Source organism: Chitinivibrionales bacterium, from assembly GCA_014728215.1.
Classification (GTDB): Bacteria; Fibrobacterota; Chitinivibrionia; order Chitinivibrionales; family WJKA01; genus WJKA01.
In genome coordinates this window covers 1-17927 of sequence record WJLZ01000036.1, presented here as the reverse complement: position 1 = coordinate 17927, position 17927 = coordinate 1, and the positions used below count along the sequence as shown (strand labels likewise).

The window sequence follows — 17927 nt, the reverse complement described above, 5'->3', positions numbered from 1 at the left end:
TGCAAAGAGCGCTTTCGATCTCGAATGCATCTTCTACCATAAATTCGGAGAAAAACGCGTACTCAAAATAGACCATCCGAAAAGAAAATACGCTGCGCTGTGGACCTGCCCCATCTGCAAAAAATACGGGTTCGAAAACATTCAACTGGGAACCACAATCGAATGAATTCACGAAAAAAAACAATACTTGTCGTTGAAGACGACCGGAATCTCATCGAACTGTTTTCTCTTACACTCGACTATCTGGGCTATGACGTAATCTGCTGCGGCAACGGGAATGAAGCACTGGATATTTTCACTCGGAGAAACAGCTCGATTGATGCTGTTGTTCTTGACATGATCCTCCCGGGCATGCACGGACTCGATTGCCTCAGGCATTTTAAATCAACCAACCCGTCCGTGCCGGTCATCGTCTGCACAGGAAGCGGATTGATGAACCAGGAAAGCATGCTCAAAGAATGTGGCGCTTATGAAATAATCGCCAAACCCTTTATTACCGGGACAATCGGCCAGGTCCTGGATAAGGCGATTAATAATACTGTGTCGTAATATTCATGGTGTTCAAAACCCGTATAGAAATGACCGTGCTGAAAAACACCCCCGTATATGAGCAGGAATGCCCGCGGCCCGATATACGCTTACTGTAAATTATTATTGTAATCCGGTTTTATTATGTATACAATTATAGATACTCGTTTCCATTGTTTGTGTATTAACAGAAAAGGAGATTCAATGGGACCACTGGTATCAGAGTATCCTGCTAATTCCCGCCGCAAAGCATTTCAGGACCTTGCATTTCAGTTAATGTCATGGTTTGTAAAATCAAATGATATCGACGCTGCCGTTGAAGTGTGTTTGCAGCGAATAGGCGAGATCAGCAGGGCCGGACGCGCGTATGTTTTCCTTTTCCATGACAACGGCCGTATTATGGACAATACGCACGAGTGGTGCGCTGAAGGAGTGACGCCTGAAAAAGAGAACCTTCAGGGACTCGAGACCTCGATGTTTCCCTGGTGGATGGCCCGTCTCAGGGAAGGCGTGCATATTCATATTACCTCGGTTGAAGGGCTTCCTGAAGAAGCATCTGCTGAAAAAGAAATTCTCGGGTCGCAGGGCATAAAATCCCTTCTGGTTCTTCCATTAAGCATTCAGGGCGAGCTGGGCGGCTATATCGGTTTTGACAACGTGCAGGACACCAGCGCCTGGCACGATCGGGATTTTCAGTTATTGCGAATGTCTGCTGATATTCTGGGTAATGCATTTGAGCGCGACAGGGCAAATCAAGAGCTGGTAAAAGCAAAAGAAAAGGCGGAGCAGGCTGCAAAAAGCAAGGCCGAATTTGCCGATTATGTTGCCCATGAAATCCGCTCGCCGCTTACCTCCATCTCCGTTATGGTGGAAGCACTCGGTACAATGGAGCTTTCTGAGGAACAGAAAGAATATATCGGTCTGATTCGTGAGGGCACCACGCTCCTTAACGCTGTTATCAACCAGACGCTCGATTTCTCCCGGGCCCAGGCAGGACGAATTCAACTGGAATGCCTTTCGTTTGATATAGCAGATGTAATCAGAAAGCGGATTGATATTCACCGGAATGCTGCTGCAAAGAAAGGCGTTGAATTGAGCATGACAGTCGATTCGAAGATACCTTCACCGGTAACCGGCGATACTCACCGGCTCGGGCAGGTTTTCGGGAATCTTGTATCCAATGCTCTCAAATTCACCGACTCGGGCTCCATACGTATCAATGCAGCACTCGATTCTGCGAAAAAAAACACGGTAACGGTGCGGTTCAGCGTGTCGGATACAGGGAAGGGCATTGCTGAAGAAGCTATTCCGCTTTTGTTCGAGCGATTTTCTCAGGAGAGTGCGGCAACTTCCCGCAAGCATGGAGGATCGGGGCTGGGGCTTGCTATTTGTAAATACCTCGTTCAGTTAATGGGTGGCGCAATACATGTTGAATCAAAGGCGGGGGAGGGAAGCGTGTTTACCTTTACCGCACAATTCGGGAAGAATTCCTTTGAAAACTGAGAAAATGTCCGAACGGAATTTCAAAAACAAGAGCAAAGGGAAAACAGCGGGTCAAAGCGGCCGCTCGTCTCTTCTTGCAGGTGAACATATCCGGCTGCGCACCCTCATTGTGCTTCACAGTGTCGGTATACTGTATATGTTGATCTTCGGCATTAAAGCGCTTTTTGAGGGCATGTATATGGTTGCCGGGGCCGACATTATTGCATTGACCGTTTCTGTCCTGAATGTGCTGTATCTTCTCCGGCATAAATCATCGCGACGCAGCATATGGATTTTCATGGTCCTCGTTGGTCTGCTCTTTTTGTTTTTACTGGTAACCGGTGGTTCAGAGGGTTCGGGCCATCTCTGGCTTTTCGGGTATCCCATTGCCGCAATGCTGTTGCTGGGACGAAGGCAGGGGATGCCGCTTGCTTTTTCGTTTCTTGCGCTTGTAGCATGTATACTTGTCCTGCCGCACCTGTGGGACCTGCACTATGTCTATACGGTCAATTTCAAGCTCCGTCTTTTCGGTTCGCTTCTGCTGGTAATTATCATTGCCGTAACCTATGAGCTGGTTATATCCTCTGCCGTGGAAAAAGCCGCGTACCAGGACCGGAAATACCGTGCACTGTATAATACGGTCCCCATTGGATTATATCAGGCAACTGCTGCCGGTGAGCTGATTGATGCAAACCCGGCGTTTGCGCAAATGTTCGGCTGTGAATCGGTGGAGCAATTACTGAAAAACGGACTTTTTACTCCGGGAATGTTTTCCGAAACAGTATCGCAGCGACTTTTGAATAACGAACAGGTGCGTGGAATTACCCGCAGATTTCAACGGATAAATGGTACTGATATTTTTCTGAGAGAAAATATCCGCCGCGTGAAAAGAGTAGACAGCGAGGGAAATGAAACAACTACTTTTGAAGGCAGTGTCGAGGACATTTCAGAACTCAAGGACCTCGAGGTCCGCAAGGAATCGTACAAAAACGACCTGTTGGTGCTCTCATCGAGTGCAGTCCGGTTCGGCGCTGTTGCGCAAAGCAGCGATATCTACCGGGTGTTTGCAGAGCTTGCCGGTACGATTATCGGGGGTGCCTTCTCGGTTGTCAGTATCTATGATGCCAATGCCGGCGTTATGAAAGTGAGTGATTATTATATTCATCCCTGCTATATCGACAAGCTTGTTTCCATGCTCGGTGACATCAGGGAATTGACAATGCCCGTTGGTTCCGCCTCTCTCGGGCCGCTCCGCCCGGGTGATCTGATTGAAGTTCCCGGTGGAATACACCAGCTTTTTTTTGGTGCAATTCCGGCCGGGGTGTGTGGGTCGGTTACAAAGAGCCTTGATCTTGGCAGGGTCTATACTCTCGGTATTTCGTGGCAGGGTGATGTGTATGGAACGGCTTCGTTTATCATGCACGAAGACAGGGTACTGTCATCCGAAAAGCGCGAAGCTCTCGAAATGCTTGGCCGTCAGGCCGCAGTAATGCTCCGTCGTATGGCAGGAGAGTCGGAAATACGCCGGCAGCATTCGTTTATTTCCACGCTTATCGATACCATTCCCATTCCGGTGTTTTTCAAAGACCGTGACGGCCGCTATCTGGGGTGCAACCGTGCCATGGAAAAATTTACCGGAAAAGGCCGTGATTTTATTAAAGGAAAAACCGTATGGGACATGGCCCCGCCTGATATTGCAGAAGAGTATGCACGGAAGGACAACGAGATATTTACTAACGGGACTTCACAGCGATATGAGTGGAAAGTAACGCGCGGTGACGGCGAATTGCGGGACGTGAAATTTTACAAGGCCGCGTTTCATACCGAAGAAGGCGAGGTATCCGGTCTGGTCGGTACATTTATCGATATTACCGAAGAAAAGGCCCTTTTAAAAGCAACGGTGCGGGCGCGCGATGAAGCCGAAAAGACGTCCCGGATGAAAATGGGTATCATGTCTGCAGTATCCCATGAAATGCGCACCCCGCTTACGGCTGTTTTATCGCTGGCTGAACTGCTGCATGATTCGCAGGTCGGCAGAAATAGCAGCGAAGAGCTGCTCCTTATCCGCCGGTCCGCAACCAGGCTTATGGAAACAGTCGAAAACATTATCGCACTTACCGGTCTGGAAACCGGTGTGCTGAAAATTAATGAAACGCAGTTTGATATTGCCGGTCTGCTGAAAAATATTAACACCCGCTTTTCGGGCGAGGCCCGGGAAAAGGGGCTCGAATTCAAATGTGAAATTCCCGGAAAAATGCCTGCTGTTACCGGTGATGAGGCAAAAACCGCTATGGTGCTTCAGCAGCTTGTCTCAAATGCAGTCAAATTTACCGATAGCGGTGAAGTTGCGGTACATGCGGCTGTTGAGCAGAACCGGCACCAGCAGACTAATGATATTGCGGTGGTATTTACGATCAGCGACACCGGCCCGGGTATTGCAAAGGAAATCAAAGAACTTGTCTATGATGCCTTTTTTCAGGCAGACCAGACTTCGAGACGCAAACACAGCGGCTCAGGTCTTGGATTGCCTGTTACGCAGGGCCTTATAGTGCTGCTTGGAGGAACGTTTGAAATGAAAAATAATAACCCGAACGGAACGATTTGCACACTGCGAATTCCATACAAACGCGAAAACACTCCTGATAAAGACGCACCCGAGGAGGCTACACATGATACCAAAGAAAATCCTTGTAATCGATGATGAGCGGCTTATCCGCCATACGACGGTACTGCTTCTGAAAAAAGAGGGAGCGGAAGTGCTTGCGGCTGAAGAGGGAAAGCAGGGCATCGAACTTGCAAAGAACGAGCATCCGGACCTTATTCTGCTGGATATTATGATGCCCGGCATGGATGGCTGGCAGGTACTTGAAACCCTGCGAAGCGAACCGTTGTGTGCATCGGTGCCGGTTATCATCTTTACGGCAGTCGATTTCACCACGTCACAGAAGAAAGCCGCCGAACAGGGGGCCCAGGGCATTTTGCGCAAACCCTTTCATCTTCATGAACTGAAGGCGATACTGGGAATTGAGCAGGAGGGGGGGACTGATGGTTGAAAATGAGCTGACGGCGGCATTACTCGATACCTTTCCATCGGCAATGATCGCTTTTGATGCCCGGGGAATACTGGTACAGCAAAATGACCGGTGGACAGAACTTGCACACCATATCGGTCTTGAAGGCTCGTACGCATCCATTACTGAGTTTATTCGAGAAACCGGAACAGCATCTCTTGCGTCGGGCCAGCAGGAACGAATGCAGGAAATTACCCGCAACGGCCGGGTCCTGCTCATCCGGCAAAAGATCTTTATCGTAGGGAACGAGCAGTATACCGCCGTGTTAATTGACGATATTACCGGCCTGCGTGGGGCCATGCATTCGGTGGCGAATGAAACCGCCGATGCACTCTGGAAAATCCGTTCCCGCACTACCGGAATACAAAACGCACTTAACCTTCTGGTCGAGTATTTCCCCGATACCGTGGGTGAGGATTCCCTCTTATTGCTCCGGGATTCCCTCTATGAAACCTGGCAGCTTTCGCGCTATTGTGACAATCTCCGCGACCTTTCCGGTATCCGTTCGGGAGTGATGGAATACGCGATGGAATCGTTTCCCCTTGAGGAAGCGGTGAAAGCCGCGGTCGGCAATGTGATGGTATATGCCGATTATCGGAAGAAAAAATGTATTATTAATACCCGCCTTCCCAAAGGGATTCGGGCGCATGGAGACCGGGCCCGACTGGTCCACAGCATCGATTCGGTAGTGCTGAATTCGGTTATCTATTCGGCAGAGGAAGTTACCGTCGATATTGCGGCGGAAGAGGATGATGAGCAGCTCACTCTTTGGATTAAGGACAATGGATGGGGGATCAATGAGGATGAGTTGCCAAAGGTTTTTTCCTATGGATTCAGAGGGCGGAATGCCGACAGAGACGCCTATAACGGGATGGGTATCGAGTTGTACCTGGTGCGACAGGTGTTGTCGCGGATGAACGCAACAGTCGAACTGTACAGCAGAAAAAACCGGGGAACAACGGTTGAAATGACATTGGAAAAGGGCGGGGACGAATGAAAACAGCATTGATTGAAGAAAAACTCGGGGGAATCGAAAACCTTCCAACCCTCCCCATGGTTCTGCGCCAGATCCGGAAGGTGATGAACAATCCCAACAGCAATATGTCGAATATCGCCGCGATTGTTGCCAAGGACCAGTCTCTTGCCGCGCGGACAATTCGACTCGTTAATTCCGCCTATTATGCCCGCAGGACCCGGGTCCCGTCCATACAACAGGCAATTGTTGTTCTGGGGCTCACAACGCTGCATAACCTGATGCTGGGTTTGAGTGTAGTCAAGATGTTTCAGGGTTCCCGTTTGTTGGGATTTAATATCGATGAATTTTGGCAGCACTCCTTTGCCGTTGCTTTACTCTCAAAAAAAATGGCTTCCTTGCCGGGTGTTGATATTGATCCGGAAGAAAGTTTTATTGCCGGGTTACTTCACGACATGGGACGCCTCGCTCTGCAGCAGTTTCTGCATGATGATTTCGAGAAAGCGCTGAAACAGTCGGGAGCAAACAAAACATCGCTGTGCAGCGAGGAGAAAAATGTGTTCGGCTTTGATCATGCCGACGCCGGGGCTTGGCTCGGCCGCAGGTGGGATCTTCACGAAAAGATAACAGGTGTTCTGGAATATCATCACCGTCCCTTTGAAATCCCTTCTGAGTATAACCGGCACGAACAATTAATCCATATCGTTGCGTATGCCAATGATATCTGCACGGATGAATCAATCGGCAACAGCGGGCAAAGTGTGGTCGGGGAGCGGAAATACCGCGGTTTGCCGCCACGCACCGACAATGAGATGCGCATAAAAGTCGAGGAGACGGTATCGGAAGTCATTTCGGTGGTCGAGGAGTGGACACAAGGGGGAAGACGATGAAAAAGAATTCGGGTAAAAATAAAGGCGGCCGCCCGGATAAAAATGTAGACCGGCTGCTCGATGAACTCCAGCGGCGGATCAATGCTATCGAGACCGATGAAATCCTGGAGGGACAGACCGAAGAGGAACTCGAAGCGCGGGGCTTTTTAGGCGACAAAAAAATCGAAGTTACCCGGAGCGAACACATGAACCGGCGGCTCAGCGCAGGCTATACCTTCCCCGAGGGAGTTGAGTACGCTACTCATGAACCGGTCGGGTCCTGCGAAGAAATTGGTCGGGAAGGCATAGGTGATATCGCGGTGATTACCCCGAAAACAGCACCGATTACCCGCCCCGTGCCCCAAGAGAAAGAGGCGTCTGGTCCGCGGGATATCTTTGACAAACAATACCTGGAAGAGTGTAATCTTGATATTACCGTATCGGTCGATACCATACGTTTTTGTCCTAAAGTAAATGGGCGGCTGGTTCTTGCGGGAGAGAGGCTCTACCTGATACCCTCGGATATGGACGGCACCTTTTCCATCCGGATTGTCGACGCCGAAATGCGTGCTCTGGCCGATTTCAGGGCGCCTGCCGGAGAGGGTATCATGCCTGACTGCGAATCCGTTTGCAACGAGCTTGAAACGATGGGGGTCAGGACCGGTATAAAGACCGACAGGATTAAGGAGGTATTGGAGACAGTTAAAACCACCCGTGAATCGGCCAATGATATTGTTATTGCTGAAGGGAAACCGCCTGTTGACGGCAAGGACGCCGCTGTCGATTTCAAATTCGATACCTGTCCTACGCAGGAGGAGTACCGGATTCTTCCCGACGGAAGGATCGATTATCGAAAGCAGGCCACAATTCCGATCGTTCACAAAGGGGACCTGCTTGCGGTGGTTTCCGAGCCCTCGGCGGGCATTGACGGATACGATCTCACCGGCGCGGTGGCGAAGGCATATCAGGGTGAACGGAAAGTGCTGTGCCCGGGAATGAATGTTACGGCCGATGAAAATATGGAGTATCGGGCCGAGTGTGACGGCCAGGCCTCGCTGAACGGCAATGTGCTGTCGGTCTACAAGCAGTTTGTTGTGGAGGGAAATGTCGATTATGGATGCGGCAATGTCCGGTTTAACGGCAATGTGATGGTGAAAGGAAATGTGTTGTCCGGGTTTGAAGTGCATGCCGACGGGGATATTATTGTTTTCGGCAACACCGACGGCGCTGTTCTGAAAGCAGGACGGGATATCCGGGTTGAAGGCGGTATTATCGGCAGAAATGAGTGCGTTATCAGCTGCGGACGGGACCTTTTTACAAAGCATATTCAGAACGGTATAGTCGAAGCGCAGGGTGATGTTAATGTCAGGAATTCGATTGTACAGAGCACGGTCAGTGCCGGCGGGACAATCCGGCTCGATGGGAAAAAAGCCGCGATTATCGGCGGCGCAGTATGTGCACTCAATGCGGTGCGGGCACGCACGATCGGTTCCGAATACGGTGTGAGGACCGCCGTGGAAGCGGGTACCGATTATCAGGCAAGAAAGATGGGTGAAGAACTCGATAGGTCGGCACGGTTTTGCGGCGATAATATCAAGAAAATCGATGATGTTTTCTTGTCCCTCAAAGCAATGGTCAAAAAAGGAGTCTCCCTAGGCCCGGACAAAAAATCCAGAGTAGCCCAAATCCGGAAAAAACGGTCGCAACTGAAAAAATACCGTGAAGTCATGGAATGGAAAAAAAAGGAACTGGAAAAACATTCCCATACGAATACCATGGCGGTCATCTGTATCGAAGACAAAATATTTGCCGATGTCATGCTTAAAATCATTGATAAAAAGCTGTTGATCCACAATACCATCAGCCATATCTGTTTCCGTTATGATAACAAAAAAGACAGGATCATGCAGGGAGAATATAGTAAAGAAGGGTAGCAGGACATTCCCTCACGGTCGGGCTATGGCATATCACCCGCACATTCGAGTTACATCCGTTCGTAGAATCGTTTAATAAAGGAACCCCTTCCAAAAACTTATCACATTTATACTTGTATTTAAAAAAAATAACGGTTATAATTAAATATCATCTTCACATTTTTTTAATTATTTAATCGGTATAAGAATAAGGACCTGTAGGTGGAAATTCGAGAACATTTATTGGATGGGAAAACGGTCCTTTATCTCAGCGGGTCGATAAGCGGTATAGAATCGATACAGCTTGCCCGTATGCTCGAAGACTATCGGAAAAATGACTGTGGCCGTCTTGTCATCGACATGAAAGAGGTCCAGTTCATAGACAGTACCGCTTTAGGGGGATTCATTTACTTGAGCAAGATGATGGAAAAGGCGGGAATCTGTCTGGAGTTGCACACGCCGCCCATTCATTTACAGGAACTTTTTACAGATTGTTCTTTGGAAAGTATTCTGTATATCACTTCCGGTGAAAATATTATTACCTAAAAAAAAATAATGGGGACGGAGCTAGTTTAGAAGTTTAAGGAATTCCCATCGAACCCGATGCCGGCGAGTTTTTCGCGAAGCGGTTGGCACCAGGAAAAGAGATAGCGGGCATATATATACATATCGCGTATACAATGGTATGAAAGGCGCGTAAAATGTTCCAAAGCGCATTAATATTGTAATAAACCGCTTATTATTTGAATCATGTCGCTTTGCTATATCAGTTCAATTCAGGTGCCTGGATAAGGATTTTTCAAGAGTCCGGCAGGGATTTTCATCCCCTTCTCCCTATGCGCTCTTAGCGCATAGTAATAACACGGCATTTACAACGTGTGGGGTATAAGGGGTGGAAACCCCTTTCTTAAGTAAATTCATGAACACATTACATCATTTATCCAATTTGAATTCAATGAATTCAACCGGATCTTTTTCTCTTTTGGGAATGGTTTTAAGAAAGGCAATCATCGCTTTCATATCGTATTCAAAATGTCGGTAGAGTTTTTCGAAAATACCGACGTCGTAGTTGTAGGTTTTGTATTCTGCAAGCACGGCATTGTTAATTTTTCGTGAAGAAAAGCGTTTGTATCTCCGGGTAGTGAAAAGGGAATCGTAATTTTTGTCGTAGTGGTATTTGAAATGCTCGATCCGGGCCTGTTTCAGTTCTAAAATTTCTTCGGAAAGAAGATTCAGAGAGTAAATTGAATCGAGTTCATCGTAGAGTCCCAGGACCAGGGAGATGAACGTTTTTTCGTCTTTGTAAATGTTGCGCGCTTTCAGGTATTCCCGGGAGGATTCACCCCTGGTTGCTTTGATATAATGGAGCGCGGCGTTGTCGCCGATAAAGACCGCCATGGCTTCATTGAAATCGGCGTTACTTTTCAGGAATATGGTAGCATGGACCTGTTCGTGAATAATCATTGACGCAAGCCGGTAGGGGGAGTAGCGGGTCATGTAGGAATAGAGGGGATCTTTAAAGAACCCGAGGGTGCTGAACGCGCCGGCAGGACGCACGGCGACATCGAGGCCCTTTTTCCGAAGTCGGGCGACTTCTTTGCGGGCATGTTTCAGTTTGTAAAACCCTTTATAGGGCATTTTACCCACAATGGGAAACCACCAGGTGTGTTGATTAAAAGTATCGGGCGCGCAGGCGGTTACGACTGAAACAATAGAGCGTTTGTCGGTTTCAACAAAGGTAGTGAAATTATCATTGAGCGATAACCCCAGTGAATCCCGGGCATAAAGACGAATCGCCGTGGTCCCGTTGAGAAACTCGATCAGGGAATCGTCAACGGTTGTATCGCTGATAATCCTGTCTACCGGCACGGCCTTTCGCTGGTATGAGAGAAAACTGACCCCCTGCCGGAAGAGATAACAGTTGAAAAAAAGCAGCGAAAAAAGAAGGGGAAGGTGTTTTGTTTTCATGGAAACAAACTATTAAAAAAGTTTATTACTCTGTTTGTGGCAGAATGACACTGGAAGCATCCGGATAAAAAATACATTGAGTAAGTATTAGTTTTGTGGGAGGGGGTTATTTGAGGTTGATGTAAAGAGAGCGTAAATCGCCTTTTTCCGGTGAAAAATCCGATTAAAAAACAGAAAAAGCGGAAAGAGACTGTGGCTCTTCCCGCTTTCCTCTTGCACTAAGGCTGCGTGATCGGCTGATTATTTTTTCTTTTTTGCAGCTTTTTTTACTGCCTTCTTTTTGGCAGCGGGTTCCTTCTTAGCAGTTTTATTTTATACTGCCATGAGGCAATCTCCTGAAAAGGGTGAAGCGTTAAATAAAACTGGAAACCGTTTATCGTATGAACGGCCCGAATTATATGCATACCCTTGGTCGTATACCACATAATACAATAAGCTGCCCGTCAAAGTCAAGAAAAAAAACACAATATCTTGCGATTGTGATTCTAGATGATGGGCCCCGGGTTGCCCAGTGTATTTCCCGGTGCCCAGGTGTCTTCATGGCATAAAAATAGCTCAATACTTGGATAGCATAAATTTGTTAATAATTATCATTTGCAGTTTTATTTTTCACAGCTATGGTATACTTTATAGAAAAAGGGAGGGACATGTGGATGAGTATTAAATCACTCTTTATATGTATTCTTGCAGGAAGTATCTGGTTTGTTTATTCTGCAAACCGGGGGTATGGCGATCCTTCAGAGGAATATCCCGGTTATCCTGGATGGCATGAACGGAACATTCATCTGTGGTCCAATGTCTGCCGTCTGGACCCGACCGGGTTTCGTGATACCTATGTGGGCAATTATTCGATTCTTCTTCCGCAGAATTACCCGCCGGTCGGGCCGCTCTACCGTCAAATCGATCTCAACAGGGCCGCACGTTTCCATGCCGATGAGATGGCCAACGACTGCGGTCTTCAGCATGAGTCATGTGACAATACCAGTGCGAGAGCGCGAATACTTTCGTACTATGACAATAGCTCCACCTGGGGAGAAAATATCGCAACCTCCCGTCCGAGTGCCTTGGGTACGGTTATTCAATGGGTCATGGACGGCAATCCTCCGGCAGCCGACGATCCGGGAAGACTTGGCGCCGACGGCCATCGTACCAATATCATGAATGAGGATTTCAAAGAGCTGGGTGCAGGATATGCCTACGGTTCCCAGGAGTGGTATCATTTCTGGGTGCAGGATTTCGGCGGGGGAACCAGTGCATATAGCTATCATCCGGTTGCCTCGGGCTCCCATGTTTTTGCCGATAATGACAGCATTACGTTTTTGGCAACCTATTATGATCCCGACCGGCCTCCGCAGGAGGGAATGGTGATTATTGCAGGGACCGCGCACCCTCTGGAGCTTCATCTGGGCTCAGAAGATAAGGGAGTATATTCCTTTTCACAAAAGAGAAACAGCGGGTGCCGTCATTATTATTTCACCTTTGGTGATCACCAGGGCGGAATCCATCGTTATCCCGAGGGCGGTTCGCTGGTCACCTTTGGTGAAGGCGACTGTGAGACGGACTATGCTCCACTGGAAAGCCTTCTCACCGCACCGCCGACATCTGAATACCGTCAACAGAGCGCGAGGGCAATAGTGCGTTGCTCGGGAAAATTACCGACACTTTATCTGACACAGTGGCCCGATGTGCCGATTCGGGGTGTGATCATGACCTTGCAAGGTGATGTAATTGATAATTTTACCATCGAGGTTCCCGGGGGCGCAAATCCGGAAGTATCTCTTAGCCATCCTCTTACCGGCGGGTACTATTGTGTTGTACTCTCTACCTCACGGGGCCGATATGCTCAATTTGGGACCGTGGTTGTTGAATAAAGCTCTCACCGGAGCATTCGATTGTTCTTTCTGCAGCAGAAGCGGAAATACCTTCTCCGAAAGTGAAAAAGGCGGTTGAACAGGTCGGTGTTTGGTGGTATAATATGAGGTATCTTTTCGCAATTCAACATAGCAAAGGAACCGGCTGGTGCGAATTGATATCTTTCATAAAGGCGATTATCATATATTAAAAGTCCTGGAAAATGTCGGGCCCGACACCGATCTTTCGAAGCTGAAATTTTTAGTTGAAGAACTGGTTGAAAAGGGAAAGTCCCACATAGTGGTCAGCTTTGCCCCCAATTCCTTTCTTTCCTCAAACAGCATTGCCGTGCTTATCGGATGTGTTAAAGTGCTCAAGGAAAATGGCGGAACGTTGTCTGTGATCGGACTGGCAAAGAGCATGGTGCATATCATGCGGGTCCTCAATGTACAGGCCAATATAATCCGCACGTATGATACCGAAGAGCTGTTTTACGATGATATAATGCCGGAGGACATGGCATAAAAGCTCCTTCCCTGAAAACGTCCTTTCATTATTTTTGTCAAAATTGTTCAGTAGCGTACCGGAGACCCTTTTCCGGTTTTTTGGGGCAGTGAAGGGAACCTCTTGGTGAGGTGGGAACAAAAAAAAAATGGGGAGCTTTCGCTCCCCAACACCGCAGCACACCAACTACACGTATTTCAGTGTACTGTTTATAGTATAATTTCATGAAAGGAGCGAATACAAGCAAAATTTACAATATTTTGTTATTTTTTTAGGAGGGAATACAATATCCTGTGGCTCTCAGGCCGAGGTGGACTCATCGATACCATAGGCACTGATTTTCCGGTAGAGGGTGCTCCGGTTGATTCCGAGTTCCCGGGCGGTTTTACCCCGTTGCCAGTTGTTTCGTTTGAGTGCATTCAGCAGGAAAGCCGCCTCCACATTTTTCAGTGATCTGTTTTGTTCCTGCGGATCGGGTTCTCGCTTTTGTAAGTTTTGCGAGCCGATCATTCCGGCAAAATGTTGCGGGGTGATATATCCTTTACGGCAGAGTACAAAGGCTCGTTCGAGCAGGTTTTCCAGTTCTCTCACGTTGCCCGGATAGTCGTGGGCGATCAGGCTTGCCATGGCTTCATCATCGATACCCCGCACCTGTTTTCGTTGCTGTTTGTTAAGTTTGTTGACAAAGTAGTCTGCCAGGAGTGGGATGTCGTCTTTTCTTTCCCGAAGAGGTGGGATTGTTATGTTGATGACATTTAGACGGTAATAGAGGTCTCTTCTGAACGAGCCGTTTTCGACCAGTTCCTGAAGATTTTTATTGGTAGCGGTAATAATACGGACATCGGCCTTAACCGTGGTTACACTTCCCAGCGGCTCGTATTCCTTTTCCTGGATCGCCCTCAAAAGCTTTACCTGCATGGCAGGCGAGGTGTCGCCGATTTCATCGAGAAAAATCACACCGCCCCGGGCGAGGGCGAACCGGCCCGGCTTGTCCTTCTTTGCATCGGTAAATGCTCCGGCCTTGTACCCGAAAAGCTCCGATTCCAGAAGATTGTCGGGAAGGGCGCTGCAGTTGATCGCAATGAACGGCTTGTCACGCCGCGGACTCAGCTTGTGAATGGCCCGGGCAAAGAGCTCTTTGCCCGTACCGCTCTCTCCCTGTAACAGGACTGTGCTGTTGGAGTCGGCAATGAGCGGCAGGGTCTCGATAATCTTCTGCATCCCTCGGTTCAGGGTGATAATGTCCTGGTACCGGTAATGAGAAAGACGTGAGTGAAGACGGTCTTCATCCGATGAAATATCCCGGAATGTCTCAACGGCACCCTCAGTAGTGCCGTCCTGATCCCGGAGAACCGTGGTCGCAATCGATACCAGTTTGGGAGTGCCGTCGGCGGTAATCATTGTTACCGGCCGTTCGGAGAACAGCTCTCCGGTCCTGAGTGTTTTCCGTAAAAGACACTCTTCACCACAGCAGTCCGCCCGAAGAACTTCCCAGCACTGACGGCTCAATGCACAGGATTTACTCGTTCCCGTTATCGCTTCGGCAGCCTTGTTGAAAAAGGTAATGTGGCATTTGTTGTCGACAACAAACACCCCCTCCTGAATGGTGTCCAGAAGGTTCAGCAGATTTTCTTTAGTCCATGACATATTTCAAGCTTTTAATTCTCAGAGTATTGCAATATCCATGCCTGATTTAACAGGGTAATAATATATTTCATAAGAAACAAATGATGCAAAAATGCATCAATAATGATGCATACTGTTTTATTACTGCACCATTGTAATGGGGCGCCGAAACGATGAACCGTCATGACCCACCGATTGCGGGTGTATGCCCGAAAACCGGACAAAGAGTCTGGTTGGCATAATTTTAGCATGCCATTGTTCTTTCGATAGTGCATTTTCGTTTCTGATGAAAGCTGAATGACGTGTCTGTAACAATTGATTCAAGAAAGTGTACCGGGTGCGGGGTATGTATTCCTTCATGTCCCCGTGATGCCCTGAGTTATGAGGAGCGTAAAGCGGTGGTCGACCCAACCGTATGCCGGGAGTGTGGATTTTGTGTTTCCCGATGTCCGCAGGAAGCAATGATAATCCATGGGAAATCGGTCGGAAATTCATAGCGGATTTTTCATTCTTTGTAATGAACTGAGAACCGGAAAAACGCTGAAAGGAGGAACAGTATGAAAATAGCGGTAACGTCGACAGGACGAACGTCTGATTCAGATGTGGATCAACGATTCGGCAGAGCGGCCTGCTTTTTGATTTTCGACACCGACACCGGTGCTTATCAAACGCTTGACAATGCACAAAATTATACTGCCGCACAGGGAGCGGGGATCCAGGCTGCTCAAACGATCGCTTCGACCGGGGTTGATGTACTCATAACCGGACATTGCGGTCCCAAGGCATTCAAAGCCTTAAGAGCAGCAAACATAGCGGTGATTACCGGTGTGTCGGGAACGATTGAGGAAGCGGTTGAGCACTACAAAGGGGGCGAACTCAAAGAAGCTGCCGGAGCGGATGTGGAAGGTCACTGGTAAATACAACAAACATTACGGAGCGACAATGAACAGAGCCCAGGAAGATCGAATTGCACAAAAAGAGAAGCAGGACCGGCAGATAAAAGACTCTCTGGCAAAAATCGGCCATACGATCCTTGTCATGAGCGGCAAAGGCGGGGTAGGGAAGAGCAGCATCGCAGTCAATATCGCCGCAGCACTTGCAGAAGAGGGATTCAGAGTCGGGCTGATGGATGTTGATATTCATGGTCCAAGTATTCCCCAGATGCTGGGAATTCCTGTGGTGCAGGAAATGGAGACTCCTCCAGATGGCGAGGATGCCGAAAAAGCGGTAACTTTTCATGATAACAGAATATTTCCGGCACATTATTCCGACAAGCTGTCGGTAGTATCGATTGAATGTATGCTGGAAAGCAGAGATACTGCGGTCATATGGCGCGGTCCGCTCAAAATCGGGGTAATCCGTCAATTCTTTTCTGAAGTCGAATGGGGAGAACTCGATTATCTTGTTATCGATTCGCCGCCCGGTACCGGTGATGAACCTTTGACGGTTGCTCAGACGGTTCCCGATGCTTCGGCGTTGATTGTCACGACACCGCAGCGTGTCTCGTTGCGGGATGTTCGAAAATCCATAAACTTCTGTCGGCAGGTGAACCTGAATATTTCGGGCCTGGTCGAAAACCTCAGCGGATTTTATTGTCCCGGATGTAATAAACAGATCGATCTGTTCAAGACCGGTGGCGGAGAACAGACTGCCCGTGAGATGAATGTCCCTTTCCTGGGATCGCTGCCGATTTTCCCGGCCATGGTCGAAGCCTGTGATGAAGGCGTTCCCGGGATAAGTAAATCGAAAACAATCAAAGAATCATTTGCACCCATTGTGGAGAAAATCAGAGAGAAAATGGAATAGAGGAGTAGGGCAAGGCTTGGTATACAAGTGGGATATACACACTCATTACTCCAACGCTTCATTATTCCATCACTCCAATTCTTTTTAGGAGGTATTATGAAAATCGCCATTCCGATTGTCGAGGGAAATCTTTCCCTTCATTTTGGTCATTGTCAGGAGTTTGCGCTGGTCGATATCGATGAATCAGGAAAGAAGATCGTCAATACCGAGATGTTACCCGCGCCAGCTCATCAGCCGGGCCTGCTCCCCCGGTGGCTTCATGAAAAAGGAGCAACGGTAATCATCGCCGGAGGAATGGGCTCCCGGGCCCAGATGCTCTTTAAAGAGAATAATATCGAGGTAATAACCGGTGCATCATCGGAAAAACCGGAAAAAATCATTGCCGATTACCTGAAGGGAACCCTCGTTACCGGCGGTAACGTGTGTGATCACTAGTGGGTAAATTCGAAATTCGAAATGATATTGGATTACCGTGAAATAGATATTATCCACAATATTCTTGAATTTTGAACGCCTGTCCCGAAGTGCTGTCGGGATTGGGCGTTGACAGTTGAATGTTCGAAAGATTCCGAGACGGGGCGAGATCGCTTCGACATTCAACCTTCATTAATCCGATAACCCCTCTCCCTTTCCCCTGATATATTTTTATCATTCATTATTTTCTTGCATTGTATCCCGGGCATTTCGGAGATGTATTGTGGCCGCAGACGAGCATAAAAAATCAAAAGAAACCAGCAGTTCTTCCAGACCAAAAAAAACAGAGGCGCCCTCCCCGCAGAGGGAAAACCGCCCCCATTCTCCAAGATATGATATAATTCAACGAGGTGAGTGGAAAGTCGTTCATATCAAAGAAGATGTCAATTCCGAACTCGATTACACGTGGCTGAGGGAACTCACCCGGAAATTGTGCACACAGGAAAGCCGGAAAATAGCCTTTCGTTTTGATAATAAAACCTATCTTTTTTCCAAACTCATCTCTGTGTTACTGAGTTGTTCGAAAATTGTGAAAAAAGTCCATGGCGAACTGGCCCTGGTGGAGCCACAGGAACATGTAGTGGAAACCTTGAAAGCAACCCGTCTTTATAAGACTCATATTGCAGTGTATGACGAAGAAAAAGAGCTGGGGAATTTGTAAAATTGAACAATATCGCTCATTTTTAGCTACGGGGTAATTAATGTCATTATCAGACGTAATACAAACAGCACTGGAAAAGATCAATTACATCGCAAAGACCGAGACTGTAATCGGCGAGCCCATTGTTGCGGGTGATGTTACGCTTATTCCTGTATCGAAGATTTCGATAGGATTTGCAGCCGGCGGCGGCGGTAATGAAAG

18 protein-coding genes are annotated in these 17927 nt (G+C 48.1%); 16 read left to right on the top strand and 2 right to left on the bottom strand.

Annotated features, from left to right (window positions below; translation table 11 throughout):
• Window positions 1-162: 162 nt before the first annotated feature.
• The 8 genes from GF401_02495 (at window position 163) to GF401_02460 (ending at window position 9382) form a co-directional block, all read left to right on the top strand.
• The gene (locus tag GF401_02495; protein ID MBD3343915.1) at window positions 163-549 is read left to right on the top strand and encodes a response regulator; all 387 of its coding nucleotides are present in this window, start codon (window positions 163-165) and stop codon (window positions 547-549) included.
• A 123-nt stretch (window positions 550-672) separates the two neighbouring features.
• Complete coding sequence (locus tag GF401_02490) at window positions 673-2031, top strand: GAF domain-containing protein (GenBank protein MBD3343914.1); 1359 nt, start codon at window positions 673-675, stop codon at window positions 2029-2031.
• Window positions 1955-4711 (top strand): PAS domain S-box protein, encoded by a 2757-nt coding sequence (locus GF401_02485; protein MBD3343913.1) that lies wholly within the window; start codon window positions 1955-1957, stop codon window positions 4709-4711. Before GF401_02490 ends, GF401_02485 begins: the two co-directional genes overlap by 77 nt.
• Entirely contained in the window at window positions 4680-5063 is a 384-nt protein-coding gene (locus tag GF401_02480) for a response regulator (GenBank protein ID MBD3343912.1), read from the top strand. The genes GF401_02485 and GF401_02480 overlap by 32 nt, the downstream gene beginning before the upstream one ends.
• Complete coding sequence (locus GF401_02475) at window positions 5056-6078, top strand: hypothetical protein (GenBank protein MBD3343911.1); 1023 nt, start codon at window positions 5056-5058, stop codon at window positions 6076-6078. The genes GF401_02480 and GF401_02475 overlap by 8 nt, the downstream gene beginning before the upstream one ends.
• Window positions 6075-6944, top strand: a complete 870-nt coding sequence (locus GF401_02470) for an HDOD domain-containing protein (GenBank protein MBD3343910.1) — start codon at window positions 6075-6077, stop codon at window positions 6942-6944. The genes GF401_02475 and GF401_02470 overlap by 4 nt, the downstream gene beginning before the upstream one ends.
• On the top strand, window positions 6941-8857 hold the full coding sequence (locus GF401_02465; GenBank protein ID MBD3343909.1) for a DUF342 domain-containing protein: 1917 nt from the start codon (window positions 6941-6943) through the stop codon (window positions 8855-8857). The genes GF401_02470 and GF401_02465 overlap by 4 nt, the downstream gene beginning before the upstream one ends.
• 201 nt (window positions 8858-9058) lie before the next feature.
• Complete coding sequence (locus GF401_02460) at window positions 9059-9382, top strand: STAS domain-containing protein (protein ID MBD3343908.1); 324 nt, start codon at window positions 9059-9061, stop codon at window positions 9380-9382.
• Window positions 9383-9769: 387 nt separating this feature from the next.
• On the opposite strand, the gene GF401_02455 is transcribed toward GF401_02460, so the two are convergent.
• The gene (locus tag GF401_02455; GenBank protein MBD3343907.1) at window positions 9770-10804 is read right to left on the bottom strand and encodes an aminopeptidase; all 1035 of its coding nucleotides are present in this window, start codon (window positions 10802-10804) and stop codon (window positions 9770-9772) included.
• 617 nt (window positions 10805-11421) lie between these two features.
• Between GF401_02455 and GF401_02450 the strand changes: the two genes are divergently transcribed.
• Both GF401_02450 and GF401_02445 read left to right on the top strand, forming a co-directional pair.
• A complete protein-coding gene (locus GF401_02450; protein ID MBD3343906.1) occupies window positions 11422-12675 on the top strand; it encodes a hypothetical protein in 1254 nt (417 codons plus the stop codon).
• 148 nt (window positions 12676-12823) lie between these two features.
• Window positions 12824-13180, top strand: coding sequence for a hypothetical protein (locus tag GF401_02445; protein ID MBD3343905.1), 357 nt, complete (start codon window positions 12824-12826; stop codon window positions 13178-13180).
• 279 nt (window positions 13181-13459) lie between these two features.
• Here the strand turns inward: GF401_02445 and GF401_02440 are convergent, their stop codons facing one another.
• Entirely contained in the window at window positions 13460-14806 is a 1347-nt protein-coding gene (locus tag GF401_02440) for a PAS domain-containing protein (protein ID MBD3343904.1), read from the bottom strand.
• A gap of 281 nt (window positions 14807-15087) precedes the next feature.
• Between GF401_02440 and GF401_02435 the strand changes: the two genes are divergently transcribed.
• The 6 genes from GF401_02435 to GF401_02410 form a co-directional block, all read left to right on the top strand.
• Window positions 15088-15282, top strand: coding sequence for a 4Fe-4S dicluster domain-containing protein (locus GF401_02435; protein ID MBD3343903.1), 195 nt, complete (start codon window positions 15088-15090; stop codon window positions 15280-15282).
• Window positions 15283-15342: 60 nt separating this feature from the next.
• On the top strand, window positions 15343-15702 hold the full coding sequence (locus tag GF401_02430; GenBank protein MBD3343902.1) for a dinitrogenase iron-molybdenum cofactor biosynthesis protein: 360 nt from the start codon (window positions 15343-15345) through the stop codon (window positions 15700-15702).
• A gap of 25 nt (window positions 15703-15727) precedes the next feature.
• Window positions 15728-16591, top strand: coding sequence for a P-loop NTPase (locus tag GF401_02425; GenBank protein MBD3343901.1), 864 nt, complete (start codon window positions 15728-15730; stop codon window positions 16589-16591).
• Window positions 16592-16687: 96 nt separating this feature from the next.
• Entirely contained in the window at window positions 16688-17026 is a 339-nt protein-coding gene (locus GF401_02420; protein MBD3343900.1) for an ATPase, read from the top strand.
• Between the two features lie 262 nt (window positions 17027-17288).
• The gene (locus GF401_02415) at window positions 17289-17726 is read left to right on the top strand and encodes a hypothetical protein (GenBank protein ID MBD3343899.1); all 438 of its coding nucleotides are present in this window, start codon (window positions 17289-17291) and stop codon (window positions 17724-17726) included.
• A 40-nt stretch (window positions 17727-17766) separates the two neighbouring features.
• On the top strand, window positions 17767-17927 hold a 161-nt coding region (locus GF401_02410), incomplete at its 3' end, for a sporulation protein (GenBank protein MBD3343898.1).